General features: G+C 56.4%; 13 protein-coding genes. 8 read left to right on the top strand and 5 right to left on the bottom strand.

Features of this window, described 5'->3' with window-relative positions; translation table 11 throughout:
- Nucleotides 1–169: 169 nt before the first annotated feature.
- The 5 genes from NCT03_RS21115 (at nucleotide 170) to NCT03_RS21100 (ending at nucleotide 8,171) form a co-directional block, all read left to right on the top strand.
- Nucleotides 170–1,024, top strand: coding sequence for a TnsA endonuclease C-terminal domain-containing protein (locus NCT03_RS21115; RefSeq protein WP_250493773.1), 855 nt, complete (start codon nucleotides 170–172; stop codon nucleotides 1,022–1,024).
- On the top strand, nucleotides 1,008–3,422 hold the full coding sequence (locus NCT03_RS21110; RefSeq protein ID WP_250493772.1) for an integrase catalytic domain-containing protein: 2,415 nt from the start codon (nucleotides 1,008–1,010) through the stop codon (nucleotides 3,420–3,422). The genes NCT03_RS21115 and NCT03_RS21110 overlap by 17 nt, the downstream gene beginning before the upstream one ends.
- A 9-nt stretch (nucleotides 3,423–3,431) precedes the next feature.
- Nucleotides 3,432–4,994 (top strand): AAA family ATPase, encoded by a 1,563-nt coding sequence (locus NCT03_RS21105; RefSeq protein WP_250493771.1) that lies wholly within the window; start codon nucleotides 3,432–3,434, stop codon nucleotides 4,992–4,994.
- 69 nt (nucleotides 4,995–5,063) lie between these two features.
- On the top strand, nucleotides 5,064–5,996 hold the full coding sequence (locus NCT03_RS34155) for a TniQ family protein (RefSeq protein ID WP_350030162.1): 933 nt from the start codon (nucleotides 5,064–5,066) through the stop codon (nucleotides 5,994–5,996).
- Nucleotides 5,997–6,287: 291 nt separating this feature from the next.
- Nucleotides 6,288–8,171, top strand: a complete 1,884-nt coding sequence (locus NCT03_RS21100) for a TnsD family Tn7-like transposition protein (RefSeq protein WP_250493770.1) — start codon at nucleotides 6,288–6,290, stop codon at nucleotides 8,169–8,171.
- Between the two features lie 266 nt (nucleotides 8,172–8,437).
- On the opposite strand, the gene NCT03_RS21095 is transcribed toward NCT03_RS21100, so the two are convergent.
- The gene (locus NCT03_RS21095; RefSeq protein ID WP_284503394.1) at nucleotides 8,438–9,874 is read right to left on the bottom strand and encodes a DHA2 family efflux MFS transporter permease subunit; all 1,437 of its coding nucleotides are present in this window, start codon (nucleotides 9,872–9,874) and stop codon (nucleotides 8,438–8,440) included.
- An 83-nt stretch (nucleotides 9,875–9,957) separates the two neighbouring features.
- A complete protein-coding gene (locus NCT03_RS21090; RefSeq protein WP_250467563.1) occupies nucleotides 9,958–10,509 on the bottom strand; it encodes a phosphonate degradation HD-domain oxygenase in 552 nt (183 codons plus the stop codon).
- Nucleotides 10,510–10,643: 134 nt separating this feature from the next.
- On the opposite strand from NCT03_RS21090, the gene NCT03_RS21085 reads away from it, so the two are divergent.
- Complete coding sequence (locus NCT03_RS21085; protein WP_250493769.1) at nucleotides 10,644–11,189, top strand: DnaJ domain-containing protein; 546 nt, start codon at nucleotides 10,644–10,646, stop codon at nucleotides 11,187–11,189.
- A gap of 12 nt (nucleotides 11,190–11,201) precedes the next feature.
- Here the strand turns inward: NCT03_RS21085 and NCT03_RS21080 are convergent, their stop codons facing one another.
- The 3 genes from NCT03_RS21080 to NCT03_RS21070 form a co-directional block, all read right to left on the bottom strand.
- Nucleotides 11,202–11,450 carry a hypothetical protein gene (locus NCT03_RS21080; RefSeq protein ID WP_244828844.1) on the bottom strand — a complete coding sequence of 83 codons (249 nt, stop codon included), beginning with the start codon at nucleotides 11,448–11,450 and terminating at the stop codon, nucleotides 11,202–11,204.
- 329 nt (nucleotides 11,451–11,779) lie between these two features.
- Nucleotides 11,780–12,154 carry a VOC family protein gene (locus NCT03_RS21075; RefSeq protein ID WP_250493768.1) on the bottom strand — a complete coding sequence of 125 codons (375 nt, stop codon included), beginning with the start codon at nucleotides 12,152–12,154 and terminating at the stop codon, nucleotides 11,780–11,782.
- Nucleotide 12,155: 1 nt separating this feature from the next.
- Nucleotides 12,156–12,470: a hypothetical protein gene (locus tag NCT03_RS21070; RefSeq protein WP_250493767.1), complete on the bottom strand. Its 315-nt coding sequence runs from the start codon at nucleotides 12,468–12,470 to the stop codon at nucleotides 12,156–12,158.
- Nucleotides 12,471–12,628: 158 nt separating this feature from the next.
- Between NCT03_RS21070 and NCT03_RS21065 the strand changes: the two genes are divergently transcribed.
- Entirely contained in the window at nucleotides 12,629–13,174 is a 546-nt protein-coding gene (locus NCT03_RS21065; RefSeq protein ID WP_250493766.1) for a DUF3280 domain-containing protein, read from the top strand.
- 168 nt (nucleotides 13,175–13,342) lie between these two features.
- On the top strand, nucleotides 13,343–14,407 hold the full coding sequence (locus NCT03_RS21060) for a beta-propeller fold lactonase family protein (protein WP_250493765.1): 1,065 nt from the start codon (nucleotides 13,343–13,345) through the stop codon (nucleotides 14,405–14,407).
- Nucleotides 14,408–14,488 lie beyond the last annotated feature (81 nt).

The following is a 14,488-nucleotide window of genomic DNA, read 5'->3' as shown; positions in this document are numbered from 1 at the left end:
GGGCGGCTCCTGACGAGGAGCCTGCCTACCTCGGCAGATAAAACCCGTGACGTTCTATCGGCCGCACAGCCCTGGTAGTTATAGCGCCACCAGGACCTCGACTTTACAAAGAATCTCTTCGGCGATTCAGATATCTCTCAATCGCCGACAGGATAAAAAGGAGTACGAAATGACATCAAGAACTTTGCAGATGAAGAAAGGAACTCGCGACCGAAAGAAGCGAGAGCTGGAAGCCGCTAAAGCGGAAGGGTTGCACATGCGATGGATTGGAACTCGAGACCTTCCCGGAGCAGGCATAAAGACGCGAATGACTTGCATGAAGACAAGGCTGAGGGAGGTTCATCTGCTGTCTTCCTGCGAGCATGCCGCGCTGCTCGAGTTATGGTGGGATGAGAATGTCATGACTTTCTTTGAGGCAGTACCTCTGCCCCCAGAGGACACTCAGCGAGCCGCGTTGGACGTCGGAGTCGAGCACCCAAAGTATGGAGCAGAAGACGAGCCAGTAGTGCTCAGCACAGACCTTGTCGCGATATATGAGCGTGAAGGGAAGCTACAAATGAAGGCTTTTTCAGTGAAGGCTTACATGCCCGGCAGACGAGGAGAACTTACGCCTCGACAACTAATCGAGCAGCGGTACTGGGAACGCGAGGGCGTAGAGTTCAAAGCCGTCGTGATGGATGGCATGCATAGCCCTCGGTCGAAAAACCTCAGTTGGCTCCTTCGCGCGGAGAACGACATGAGCGGGCGCGAGCTGTCTACAGACGAGCAGCGTGCACAGACCGAATTGACTCGACGGTTGCGAAAAAGGCTGGACGTTATTGTTATCGATGCCTGTCTTCGGGTCGACAAGATACTTTCTTTGCCTCCAGGGTCGGGCGCGCGAGCGTTTCGGCAGCTTGCAGCGTTGCGCCGGGTCAATTTCGACTTGAATGCACGTGACCCTGTCCAACTTCCATCGGCGCAAGTGCGCGTCGTGACGTCAGTCGTCACACGGACGGGGGACTCTCATGTCCGCAAGAGCTAACTGCCCAACTTCGCTGTCGCAAGGCGATGTACTTCAGCTCAAGAGCGATGAGGAGAAGATTTACATCGTCCTTAAGACGGGCGATGGTCAGCGGTGGACACATTTGCTTGACATCGAGTACGGAATACCAGAGGCAAGACACAAGGCGAGCCCGTTTTCTCTGAAAACGGAAGAAGTGCTTCGTCGGCTTGCTGACAACGTCGAACAAGAACTCGCCTTGCAGCTGCTACCAAAGCTACCAATAAGCATAGCCGAGCAGCGCAGACCTGCGCGCCATGTTCCCCACCGGAGGTCCGTTCAAAGCATCGATGCAGTGGAAAATCCAACAAAAAACGCTGGGTGGCAGTTAATTGAAAAATTGCTGACGTTTGACATTCCGTATTTGAAAGAAGGGGACACGCTAAAGGCCGATTTGCACGGGCCCCAACACGAGGAGTTGTTGCACCGAGAAACGAGGGCACATCGCATTCTGCGTTTCATAGAGATACATCCTTATTCCGAAGCGAAGGTGCGACGAGTCCTCCGCCGTTTCTGGCAACGAGGTCTAAGCCATGCGGCCGCGGACTACGATTACCATCTCTGTGGCGGCCGAGGGAAACACAAGAATTTTAGGACAAAACCAGGACGTAAAGCGAGGCAAGGGTGTCTCAGTGGCCCGGTCATGGACCTTGAAGCCCGCCGCCTACTCCAGATTGCGTCAGATTACTACTTTAAGCCGGAGTATAGGAAGGGAAAGCGTCAGCGGAAGTCAATGAAAATGGCGGTTCGATGGCTAGAGTTAAAGCTCGCAAAAAGACGGGTCTTTGACAAAAACCGACGCCTAGTCGACTACGAGACCGACGTCCGGTCATCATTCACAGCGAGACAGTTGCAATATTTCATTCAGCAGACCTACTCGTACCAGGAGAGGCGTGCCCACATAGTCGGCTCGAAGCATTACTTACTCCACGAGCGGGCGCTAACGGGACGGCTATCCGACACCAGAGGGCCCGGGGAGCGGTATCACATCGACGCTACCGTAATCGACCTGTACGGCGTGTGCCGGCGCATGCGCAGTGTGGCTGTCCCGCGGCCCACGTTGTATCTGGTGGTCGATGATTATTCGAGGACAATTATCGGTGTGCATCTGACGTTTGACCCTCCATGCTGGAAGGGTGCAATGGCAGCGTTGTGTAACGCGTTGGATTCGAAGGTCGAGTTTTGTGAAAGGCTTGGAATCGAAATTATTGAAGAAGAGTGGCCACGAGCCCCACTCCCTGAAGAGATTTTCGCTGACCAAGGCGAGATGTCGTCTGTGCATCGCGGCATGCCGATTTCGTTACATTACGGCGTTCAGCTCTCCAATGCGCCGGCTTATCGACCGGACATGCGGAGCGTTATGGAATGCAGATTTCGGATACTCCCGCGGAGCTGGATGCCACTCGTCCCAGGCGCGGTGGAAAAGGTCAGCTTTGAACGCGGCCAGCAGCATCCGGCGCTTCATGCCGCGCTTACGTTTGATGAGATTTATGCAATCGTAGTTCGCGCAATCTTGGACTACAACCTTCGAGCGGTCACTGCATACCCAACCCCACCAGAAATGGTTCAGCGTCAGCTCGCTCCAACACCGATGAACCTTTGGCACTTCGGGATGGAGGTTAATGGCCGTGGCCGCAGTGTTGATGTTGACGAGTTCCGCTTACGAGTTATGCAGTCAAAGAAGGCGAAAATTGGTTTGCGCGGAATTGAGTTCGCGGGGCTTGAGTACGACTGTCCGCTATCTCTTGTTGAACGCCAGAGTCTTAAACGCGCTGAAAACAAGGACACCTGGGTCGACGTTGTCGGTGACACCACCGACAACTCCCGTATCTATCTTTTAGGTCTGGGCGAACCGATTGAATGCGCTTTAGCCGAGAGTGTTCCGGATTTTCTTCGCGGCCTCTCCCATGAAGAAGTAAGAGCTTACAAAGACTTCGATAGCTGGAATCGAGGTGTACAGGAGGCTAATGGGAGAAAGAGTACGGCCATTACGGAATGCAACATCCGCGAGCTAGCCAGAGATGCGGAGACGAAGACTAAGCAGGAGCTTGTTGAGCGAGGAATGGACCATCCCGACATCTCGAGGCTGGATGAGATGCGAGACCTCGAGCGGCAGATGGGTGACGTTCCAGCTAGCCAGTCCGTGCAAGCAACTGAACGCATGGAAACTGAGAAGAGGGAGTCGTCAAAAACGGACAAACGGCGGCAAAAGAATCTCGGGCGACAAGGAACGCGTGACTTGAAAGAATTTTTGAAGCAGCAGCAGACGAAGGCGTCGAACAATTTCGATTTAGACCCAGAGGAGGAAACATCAGTCAACGCTAGCACGATAGCTGAAGAATCTGAATCACATGTGCGCAATGTCTTTGACTCTTATTGAAGCGAGGTCATGATGTTTGAAAAAGCTAAAGCCGAAAGTGGGAAGTCGTCCATCCGGGCCCGACAACAGGCGGCGATTCGCCAGTCTGCGCACGCTCTCGATGCGGTCTACGTCAAGGAAGGTCTGCTTCCCGAACACGCTGAAAATCCGCTCATCTCCTGTCTTGGACAATATTGGACCATGGACGACATCGCGCGGGAAGTGAGTGTCCCGGTTGGTTTCGAAGAGAGTGAACGAAGCCGTTCACGCGAGTATCGCATGCACGCTATCTCAAGGCTCGACCATCTGGTGGTGTCACTACCGGCCCATCTTTCGGTTGTCGATTCTGTTCACCGCATCATCCGACAACACTACTCTCATCAATCTATCGCTGACAACGGTTTGGAATCGATGCGGGACCGGTACACGATGTCGAACGAAGGGCAACTCAGGGCAGTCTATCAGCACGAGAAGAGCCATGCTTCGTGCTGCGCGTTCTTTGGCTTGTCGGGTTCTGGAAAGAGTACCGCTGTTGAGTCGGCTCTGCGTTTGCTTCCAAAGGTCATTCGCCATAAAGAGACGGGAGTTATGCAGGTAGTTCGGATAAAAATCGACTGCCCGCGCAACGCTGGTTTGAAGGATACCCTCAAACTCATCATCCTAACGTTTGATGAACTGCTTGGTACGAATTACACGGGTGAACTTTCAGCGAGAGCGACGGTGGCGGACTATGCAAACAAAGTTCACCGAATCTCCAAACGCCACTTTGTGGGAGTGATAGTACTTGACGAAATCCAAAATGCTCTCCACGCAGCAGCAAAGAGTCAGGACCCTCTGTTCGACTTCTTCGTGAATTTCACCAACATCGTGCGCACCCCTGTCATCGTTTGTGGGACGCCCCGGGCCGAACGACTGTTTAGGAAGACACTGCGACTTGCGCGCCGAGTGAGCAGTCAAGGTGTGACAGTTTGGCGAGGCATTCAGAATCCTTCTGACTGGGATAGGTTTTGCAACAAGCTTTCGATGTATCAGTGGCTGCAGAAAGCGCAGCCTTTGACCGAGTCGGAGAGGAAGTGCTTGTGGGAACTCACGCAAGGTCTTCCAGGTGTCGCAGTTCCGCTGTTTCAGCTCGCACAGTATGCGGCCATCGAGACAGGCAAGGAACAACTCTCGAACGAGGTTTTCAAGATGGTTTTCAAAGAAAAGATGTCCGCACTACAACCGATTTTGGCAGCGATTCGTTCCGGTAAGAAGGCCGCGATGATGAAATTCGACGATGTACTCGGCGATACGATGAAAGATGTTGTAGATGATATGAGAATTACCGCGCAACACAACTTGTTCTACAACGCGGCAATCAACCATGACCGTATAGAAACCAACTTGGACGCGGTCTCGTGCTTGATTGCTTCAGGTATTCCAGGGGAAATCGCATCGTCGATGGTCGGGCTGCTGCAAAAGCAACATCCGAATGCAACACGCGAGCAACTCTGCTACGAGGTTAACGTTATGTACTACAAGACGAAGGACTCTAGGCTGAAATTTGCGAACGCGGGCAAAGTCAAGCCTGAAACGGCTGAAGTGGCTGATTGACGTTTTAGGGTAGGTGGCCGACGTTGTCGGCCGCCGCGTGAAACGATTTCCATTCGATGAGAGGTCAACATGGCTGTTGCGCTTCGGTTGCCTCATTTAGATGAGATGCTGGTCGGACCGCTGGTTGAGTACGTTCAAGAGGAGCGCGTCAGCAACGTGCCCGCTTTCCTAAAGAACCTTTTTGGTTACGATGTGAAAGCGTTTTTCGATATGCTAAGCGGACTGGACCGGCTTTCAGAACAAACGGCTCAATACTGGTCCTGCAGCGCGAAAGCGATTGCGCGGACGCTGACTGCATATCCATACCATACCGCGAGTTGCTCGCCGGCGGTTGCCGCTTCAGTGCTTGAGTTGATGCGAACATCCGTCGGTAACGTCCGTGACCGTCGGGGACTTATGTTCGGGCGATTTGTTCGGCTTGGGGAATTTCGCTACTGTGACCAATGTGTTTATGAAGACAGGCTCGCGGTAAAGCGCGAATACCTTCATCGTTCGCATCAACTTCCCGGGGTAGTTGTTTGCCATGCTCACCGGTGCCTTTTGAACTTCTCGCCGGTCCGAGCGAATTTGCCGTTCCGTCCTACGGCCCGCTCGGAGGGACCCTGCATCGCCGGCGCACCTATAGATATAGGGATTCGTAGCGATGAAGTCACAACGCGTTGGCACGATGTCGCGCGCCGTTCTGCCGATGTCCTTACGTTCGCACTGTCAAGCTCAATGTATTGCTCACGGGACGTATATCGCACCCAGTTGAAAGAATTAGGTTACGTCGTGAAGTCTGGGGACGTTCAGCTAGACGACCTCTCGCGTCACGTGACCGATTACTTTACGACAGGCTATTTGACCCGGATTGGATTAGGAGGCGGGCAGCGCACCCGCGATTGGCTTGCATCGCTACTCTGCGGAAGACAGGCCGTCCCGATGACACTTGTACACATCCTGCTCCAATCGTTCATCGGCTCGAAACTTGGGAAGCCTACTGGGAACGACGGACATTTCTAATGTTTCAAGCTGGCCAACTGATGAAGGTTTTGCGGAAGATGCCTACGGGCAATTTGCGAAGTCCAAGCGCGGAACTAGCTTCAAGTTCGGCTTCGAGTGAGCGCTTGCCCGCATCGAAAGCGTCTCCCAATGAGGTTGGCGATAACGTGTTTAAGCGTTTCCGGAGATTCCGTCAGCTTCTGAGTGGCCGAGTTGAGGATTGCCAAGGTATCTCGGAAGCATCTTGAGCGTCGGAAGGAATGCGTGCGACAAGCTGCTTAAACACGTCGCATAGACGAGATGGAGGAATTTATGGCTATCGCAATGGAACCCTTCTACCCCGGAGAAACGGTACACCACAATGTCTCACGTTATGTGGTGAAGGTAGGCGTTGAGAGTGTTGGTCGGGTATTGAGGCTCACATTTGGGCGCGACACCTGCTACCACAATCGAGTTTTGCCGAGCGGCATCGACCGCCTCTGCGAGGAAGCTCGAGACTATTGGGATAAGAAACCGGATGAAATCATCGCAGAGCACACCGGATTCGAGTATTACCTGTCGCTTGCCGACGAGGAAACCCGAAAAAAGGCTACGACCTTTATATTGCAACCGGCGGGGTCAAAACTAATGAACTTGTGCGTGCGTAGGAAGCGCGATTTCGATAGGTATGCGTATCGTTATTGCGATGAGTGTCTCCATGAGAGTAAGAGAGAGAACAGAGAGCCCTATATCCGCGTTGACCATAACCTGCCGGGCGTCCTTGTCTGTCCAACCCATGGGTGCGCGCTGCGTACGTTTGACCTGGACCCCAATGAACACATGCGCGCTTCTGCTATTACGCTCAAGAGATTTGTGTCCGACGCAAACCGCCGTCCAATCCAAGACTACAGCGACTGCCATAAAAAAGCCGCGATGGACGTCTCACGAAGAAGCGCCGGCATTGATGCGGCTAGTCGTCAAGAGTTTTGTACTTATCCGTATGAAGACAAGTTGAAAGCAGCCGATTTGACGACGTCTGATGGGACCTTAAAGCGGAGGGAAGTGTGGCGAGCTGTTGAAGGATACTTTGGTGAGCAATACTGCTTTGAGACTGGATTGGAAGAGGGGGCTTTCGTGAGAACGTTCTGGAGGGAACATGAAAATCAGAACATTCGGTGCCCTCGACCGCTTCGATATGTTGCCCTTCAATCGATGTTGGACCAACGAATCTCGCAAGGGGCAGGAGTTGTTCCACTGATTTTGGAGACCGCCCCGGTACTTGGGAGCACGATAGCGCTTTGCCGCAAACCGACCCTGGCCGTTCGACGCGGTGTATTTAAGATTACATGTGAGGAAGACTTCGGCGCGCTGGCGCGTGCACATCCATGTAAAGGAAGGCTTCACCGGAAGTCTGACCGCTTTACGAGCATCGAAATCAAACCAAGCGCAGACCGGCTCATTTATTCATGCAGCTGTGGTATCCGGGTCAGCGTCCGACAAGACAGCGACGGAACTGCGACCAAGCTTCTGACGGTTGACTATGGAAAACGATACCGCAACGCCTTCGAGCGGCTCTTTAGGAAGGGGGTCCCGGCAAATGTCGCTGCACGGCAGCTAGGCATAAATGGGGCTGCTGCGCATGGGTGGAAACACAAGCTGCAGGAGGCGAAGGCACCCAGTCGCATCTCCCGCGAGATGGTCGTCGCGAAACGAATAATTTGGGCGAAATTTTTTGATGATTTCCCTGATAAAGGCGTGGAGCAAGCAAAACGGGAGGAGGGCGCCGCGTTCAGCTTTTTGTCCCGATATGACGGCGCATGGCTAAGAAGCTTCAACCAGCAGTTGACGGCTCGCCGTCGCGCGCGGACGCTCGCAAATGAAAAGGCCAGATTGAAGGAGGCAAAGGGGAAGCTGGCGTCGATTGTGCCGCCGATTTGGATAAACCAAGCGACATTGCGCCGTGCTGCGGGATTGCGTCGTCAGCGTGCCGGGCGCGTTGACGCGTGGCAGCGGGACGCCGACCGCTTGTCCGAGTCGCGCGCCGACTTCATCGGACGGACGCTCGCCTTCTGGAAGGAAGAGCTCTGTGACAGACGCTCCGTTCCAAATCTGGAGTTTTTAAAGTTTTGTCATCTGAGGGGTAGCGCACTTTCCCCTGTTCAGCGACGCGACCTAAAGGGCTGGCTCGTAGGAGATAGCTCACGTTGCAATCTTTAGATACTCGCGCAGCGGCACTCCGGTTTCATGGGCGATATGTTGCTGCAATGCAACATGTAAGTGTATTGGCGCTAATTATTTTTTTGGCGCAAACCGCCGCCAGACAAGGTTGCGTCAAACTTTGCGTCTCGTAATCGGGGCGTGTTATGAGCCATTTTCGGCCGAACTGCAAACTGTGTTTTTTCAGTTGCGTACCTGTAGGCATAGCGCCGTGGGTCCTTGGGCGTCATTTTGCTGCAGACTTAGGTGTCTTACTCTACGGTAAATCAGGTGCGCTCTGCGCGCTTCGCCGTGGGCGCTGAGATGCCAGCGCCGGCTTCATCGGAGAGACGTGCGAACATTGGAAGAGACATCAGGACGACTGCCGCCGTCGCCAAAAAGGCGCTCGCTAGTTGCCAGCGTTCGGTCTGAACGCTGCCGGAAATCAGCATCGTGGCTTGAATCGTCCCGGCCGCGACGGTTACACCAAGCGCCTTCATCAACTGCTGCGCGGTGCCCTGAAACGAAGTCGCGGCGGCGAGGCGCGGCTTCGGAACATCGGCGAAAGCGAGCGCGCCCATCGTCGCGAAACTGAGCGAGCGGCCTAATCCGCCGACGAGGAGCAGCACGAAAATGGCGGCTGCGGGCCAAGCCTGCGACATCGTCGAGCACACGACCAGAACCAGCGCAAAGATCACGCTGCCTGCGCACAGAACCGCGCGCACGGAGAATCGCCGGAGTGCGAGCGCGGTCATTGGACGCATGCAAAAAGAGCCGAGCGCGCTTGCAAAAGTCACCAGTCCGCTAGCGGACGCGCTGTAACCGAAGCCGGTCTGTAAGGTGAGCGGCACGAGAAAAGGCAGCGCACCGGCGCCCGCGCGGAAGAGGCTGCCCGCGACCGTGGCCGCGTGAAATGTCGGAATGGCGAGCAGCGAGAAGTCGATGGCAGGATTCTCCACGCGCCGGCAGTGAACGACGGTTGCCCAGAACAGTAGGAGGCCGACCGCGACGCATGCCCAGGGCAACCCTTCGGGCATCACGCCGCGTCCCGCGCTTTCGATTCCGATCATGAACAGACTCAGCGATGTCCCTGAAAGCAGCATGCCGCGCAAATCCGGTGGCGTGCGGCTTTCAGGCGGCGAGGGCGGCAAGAGCTTCCACGTGAGGACGAGACCGATCGCGCCGACTGGCACGTTGACCCAGAAGATGCTGCGCCAGGAGAGCGCATCGGTGAGAAAGCCGCCGAGCGGCGGCCCAAGCAAGGGGCCGACAAGCGCGGGCATGGTGAGCCACGTGGTCGCTTGCAGCAGCTCTTCGCGCTTCACGCCGCGAAAGAGGATCAGGCGGCCGACGGGCACCATCATCGCGCCACCCAGACCTTGCACGATGCGCGCGCCGATGAGTTGCGGAAGATTCGCCGCCGCCGCGCAAGCGATCGACGCGAGCGTGAACGTGGCGATTGCCCACATGAACACGCGCCGCGCGCCGAAGCGGTCGGCCACCCAGCCGCTCGCCGGAATGAAGACCGTGAGCGCAACTAGATAAGCGGTAATGGCGCTGCTCAGATGGACGGGATCGATATGCAGGTCGCGCGCCATCGTGGGAATGGCGGTCGCGACGATGGTGCCGTCCATGTTCTGCATGAAGAGCGCCGAGGCCACGACGGCAGCGGTGATGCGAAAGTTGCCGTCGTTCACGATGCAGTGTGTGCTCGCACGCTGCATGGGCGCTGCAAGGCATTTCGAGTGGATGACGAGTGCATGCCCGCCAGTCTACGCGAAGCCCGCGGAGGCGCGCGGGTCGCCTCTCAATTCCGCAGTGCGATGTCTTCGGCGTATTCCAGATAGTGAGCAAGCGGCGGCGTGCCACGTGCGGCGTCCTTCGCTTCGTCATCCCAGCGGCGCAACGCCAAGGCATCTTCGGCGAACGGGCGCGCCAGAAAATCGCGCGCTTCGTCGGCATCGAATACGCCGCCTTGCAGCTGCAAACTGCGCACCGAATCGGGCGAAAGAAGCGCGTGATATGAGGCATCGACCGCGCAGAGGCAGCGCTTGGCATCCACGTGAAGGCGGATCGGTTCGAGCACGGCATCCGCGAACAGCGGGCGTAAGAACGGCAGCGCGTAATACTGGTGGAGATCGTCGATACCGCGTGTAGTCGGCGTATCGCCCTGCAAATTCAACAGATGCCCGAGGTCGTGCAGCAATGCCGCGACGATCAACTCGCGTTGCGCGCCCGCCTGCTCCGCGAGATACGCTGTCTGCAGCGCGTGTTCGAGTTGCGTGACGGGCTCGCCGCTATAGGCAAGCGCCCCGTAGGTGTCGAAGAGATGCCGGATGTCGTTGAGGGAGAGCGCCATCTTCCTGTGCAGTGCGAGGAGAAACGGTGATTGTCGCGAGTCTTCATGACGTGCCGATGGCATCGCGCACCTGCATAAAACCACTGTTTTTAGCGTGTTACGATGCCCTTCGACCCGTCAATCATTCAATGCAGATGGCAACGTTATACGAAACGCTTGGAGTAGGCGAGCACGCAACCGAGGAAGAGATCAAGCGCGCTTATCGCAAGGCCGCGATGCGCTCGCATCCGGATCGCAACGCGGGTAACGAAGACGCCGCACGCGCGACGTTTCAAGAGATCAAGGAAGCCTACGCCATACTTTCCGATCCCGCGCAACGCGAAGTCTACGATCGCATTTTCGCGGAGGAGGTCGCGCGTCTGCATAAGGCGCAAACAGAGCGCGAAGCGAAGGAGCGTGAAGTACGCGAGGCGCGCTATGCGGAATATGTATCGCTCGCCATGCGGTTCGCATCGCAAGGGCATAACCGCGATGTCGTCTTTGGCGCGCTGCTTGGACAGCAATGCGATGAAGTGCAAGCGCGGCAAATCGCGGATAGCGCGATAGCGCTGCATGATTCGCGACAGACGGCTGACGCCGAGCCAGCCGAAGAACCCGTCGTTGAAAAGAAACTGGCGGGTCCCACGATCAATCCGCTTGGTTCCATGTGGTTCCAGTTTCTCAACAACCTGAAGCTTTAAATCGATGCCGTGCTACGCGGCCAGTCTTTCGCCACGCATGTTACGGTGACGCGGCGCGGGCGGATACACACACCAGTGGCCGTCGTCGTGACGGAAGAAAAACAGCGCGCGCGATGCAGCACCCTGCAGCGTTTCCACACAAACGAAGCGGCGCCGGTCTGCGCGCGTGCGGCTGAATTGCCTGACATGGACCGGCATGCTTCCGGGCGCCAGCCATTTTTCGACCTGATAGCGAAGGGATTGCTCTTTCGTGCATTTCATTCCGAGTCTCCAACACGCGGCATTCATGTTCGGGCTAACGGCCAGATTCGCTCAAGGCTTTACGCCCCGCCACTGAAATAACTATGCCGCAATGCATCACGTACCTGACAAAGCACTTTAACTCTACGCCTGAAAACCAGGCGCCTGCTCCAAGTTTGCGAAATAGCAACACGCTCACTTTGAACTGGCGGAGTACGGCTTCGAGTCGATTGAATGGTCATTCAACGCGATGGACGGGTATGTACGCGAACGGTCATATCAATGAACCGATGCGTGCGCTATCCGTCATTTGTGTAAGAGCCAGTTCCGTGCCGCGGCGCGGCATTTTTTTAGAGCGGCCGTGCGAAACTCAGTTCGTGGCCGTCGGGATCAGTGAGAAGGAAGTAGCGCTCGTTCCAGGGCGCATCGCGCGGCGCGAAGTGCGGTTTCATTCCGCAGGCAAGCGCACGGCGATAAAAAGCATCCACGTCGGAGACATGAATGATGAAGCGGCCCCACCATTGAACGGGACCATGTGTTTCGGTCGTGATGTTGAGAAAGGACGTACCTAGCGCAAAAGAAGTGAATGCCTCGTTCGCGCCGCCATGCACGATACGAAAACCGAGCGCTTCGTAAAAGGCGACGGCACGAGGCATATCGTGCGTGGCGAGCGTAACGGCGCTGAGACTTTCAATGCGCGGTTCGTCTTGATTCGAATCGGTCATGTCATCCAGTGTGATGATGATGCGACACGAGCGGCAGCACGTTCAAATCCGGATGCGTACCATCGACGATACTTCGGCCGACATGCCGCGCGTCGTCGGCTGCGTCGTCGGGAGTCTTGAACGCGTCGTCGCCATCGGAATGGAAATGCACGGCGTCGCCAGGTTTATCCGCATGCGCGCCGGGTCTGCATACATAGGCAATATAAACGTAGCTGTTAGACGCGGATTCAGGCGCTGCCTTGATTTGCGGCAGTGCATGAATCTCGAAGCCTTCGTATTCGAAAACGTGCCACTTCGGCGTGGGGTCGTCGGGCATGATCGCCTCCTTTCCATCTTCGCGCGGGCTATTCAACGTTACTCCTGTTGGCGCGATGAATCCATGTTTAAGCGCGTTGAAACGAACGATACGCTTGCTCCGCAGCGCGTTGGACGTTATGTTGAGCCACGGGCCTTTCGCCCGACGAGACTTCAACCATGACCGTCATCCGTCGCGTAGTGCGTGCGCTGTTTCTCGTGGTTATCGCAAGCTTAGGCTTTGCTACAGGCAACGCCGGTGCGCAGAACGAGAAGCCGTCGCTTGCACTCATCGACTGCACGCTTATCGACGATAACGCCGCGTATAACGATGCCGACACCAACCGCATCCAGAGCCAGCGCCTCGCGATGATCGGCAGCGCGCTGCGCGACGACATGCGTGAGCGTGGCCTGTTCCGCATTGCCGATAACGCGCCCGCCAAGAACCTCATCGCGTCGCTTCAAGGGGCGCAAGACATGAGCGCCTGCAACGGCTGCGAACTGCGCGTTGCGCGCCAACTTGGCGTGGAGCGCGTGGGCATTTGCTGGGTGCAGAAGATCAGTAATCTAATCCTCAACATGAACCTTCGTGTGGAAGATGCCAAGAGCGGCGCCACGCTCTTTCAGCGTTCCGTCGATATACGCGGCAACACGGATCTCTCGTGGCAGCGTGGCGCCAAGGCGCTCGTCGTCCTGCTCGCCGACGATCCTTCGATGAAGCCCTGACGCGGCGATTGAACCCACGGAAACGAATTCGGGAGTTTCTCCCGCCTTCCGGCGTTGCCAGAGCGGCGCATGTTGGGCTAAGTTCCATTCGGGCACGCCCGTTCGACGCGGTCGCGGTGCCTGTCAAAACAAATTCGAATCGAACACGAATCAAAGCCGGAGACGACCATGCAAGCCAGATACAGGGCGGCGCGCTTTGCCTGCGCGTCGGTGCTCGCGCCGACGCTCGTGCTTGCCGCAAGCTCCACGCACGCGGCCACGCCCACCGCCTACGTGACGACCGAGTCCGCCGGTGTCGGCGTCATCGATCTGGGCGATCTCTCGCTCAAGCAAACTTTCGATGTGGGCAAAGACGGTCCGCGCGGCCTGAGTCTCAACAAGGAAGGAACACGCCTTTACGTCGCGAACAAGGAGACAGCGGACCTTTCGGAGATCGATACATCGACGGGTAAGGTCGTGCGGCGCGTGAAGATCGGCAAGAATCCGGAGTTCGTGCGCGTGCGTGGCGGCTTCGCTTACGTGACCTACGAGCCGGGCGAATCCGGCGGTCCTCCGAAGCCCGGTCAACCCGAAAAGGACGATGACGATCCCAATGCGCCGCCCGCCGAGATCGCCATCGTCGATCTCAAGACGCTTAAGGTTCTGCGCTCGGTCAAGAGCGGACACGAAACGGAAGGCGTGGAATTCTCGGCCGATGGCAAGTCCATTCTCGTGACCAATGAAGGTGACGACACGGTGTCGGTGTATCGCGTGGGCAGCGGCAAGTTCGTGCGCACGGTCACGTTGCCGAAAGGTTCGCGCCCACGCGGCATCAAGGTATCGCCGGATGGCAAGCAGTATGTCGTGACGCTCGAGAACACGAACAAGTTCACCGTGCTCGATGCGGCCGATCTCAAGATCGTCAAGACCGTCGACACGAAGACGGGCCCGTATGGCGTATCGTTCGATCCTTCGGGCAAGCGTCTTCTCGTTGCCGCTTCGCGCGACAAGACCTTGCAAGTCTTCGATGGCAAAAGCTTCGAGCACTTAAGCGATGTACCGATTGGTCAACGTTGCTGGCACTTCAGCTTCACGCCCGATGGCTCGAAGATTCTCTTTGCATGTGGACGGTCCAACGCCGTATATGTGCTCGATGCATCGAACTATCAGACGGTCAAGCAGATCGGTGATCTACCGCTCGCATGGGGCATCGTGACGTATCCGCCGAGCGCGGGATCGATCGAAGGGCGTTGAGCTTGATGCATGAAACGTGATGGCCGCCATGCGCGGCCATTTCGGTTTGTGCCTTGCATCGTTTCGTAAAGGAATCCGCGC

It is taken from the genome of Caballeronia sp. GAWG1-1, assembly GCF_023631465.1.
Lineage (GTDB): Bacteria > Pseudomonadota > Gammaproteobacteria > Burkholderiales > Burkholderiaceae > Caballeronia.
The sequence above is the reverse complement of the archived record's forward strand: the minus strand, read 5'-3'. Positions and strand labels throughout refer to the sequence as shown.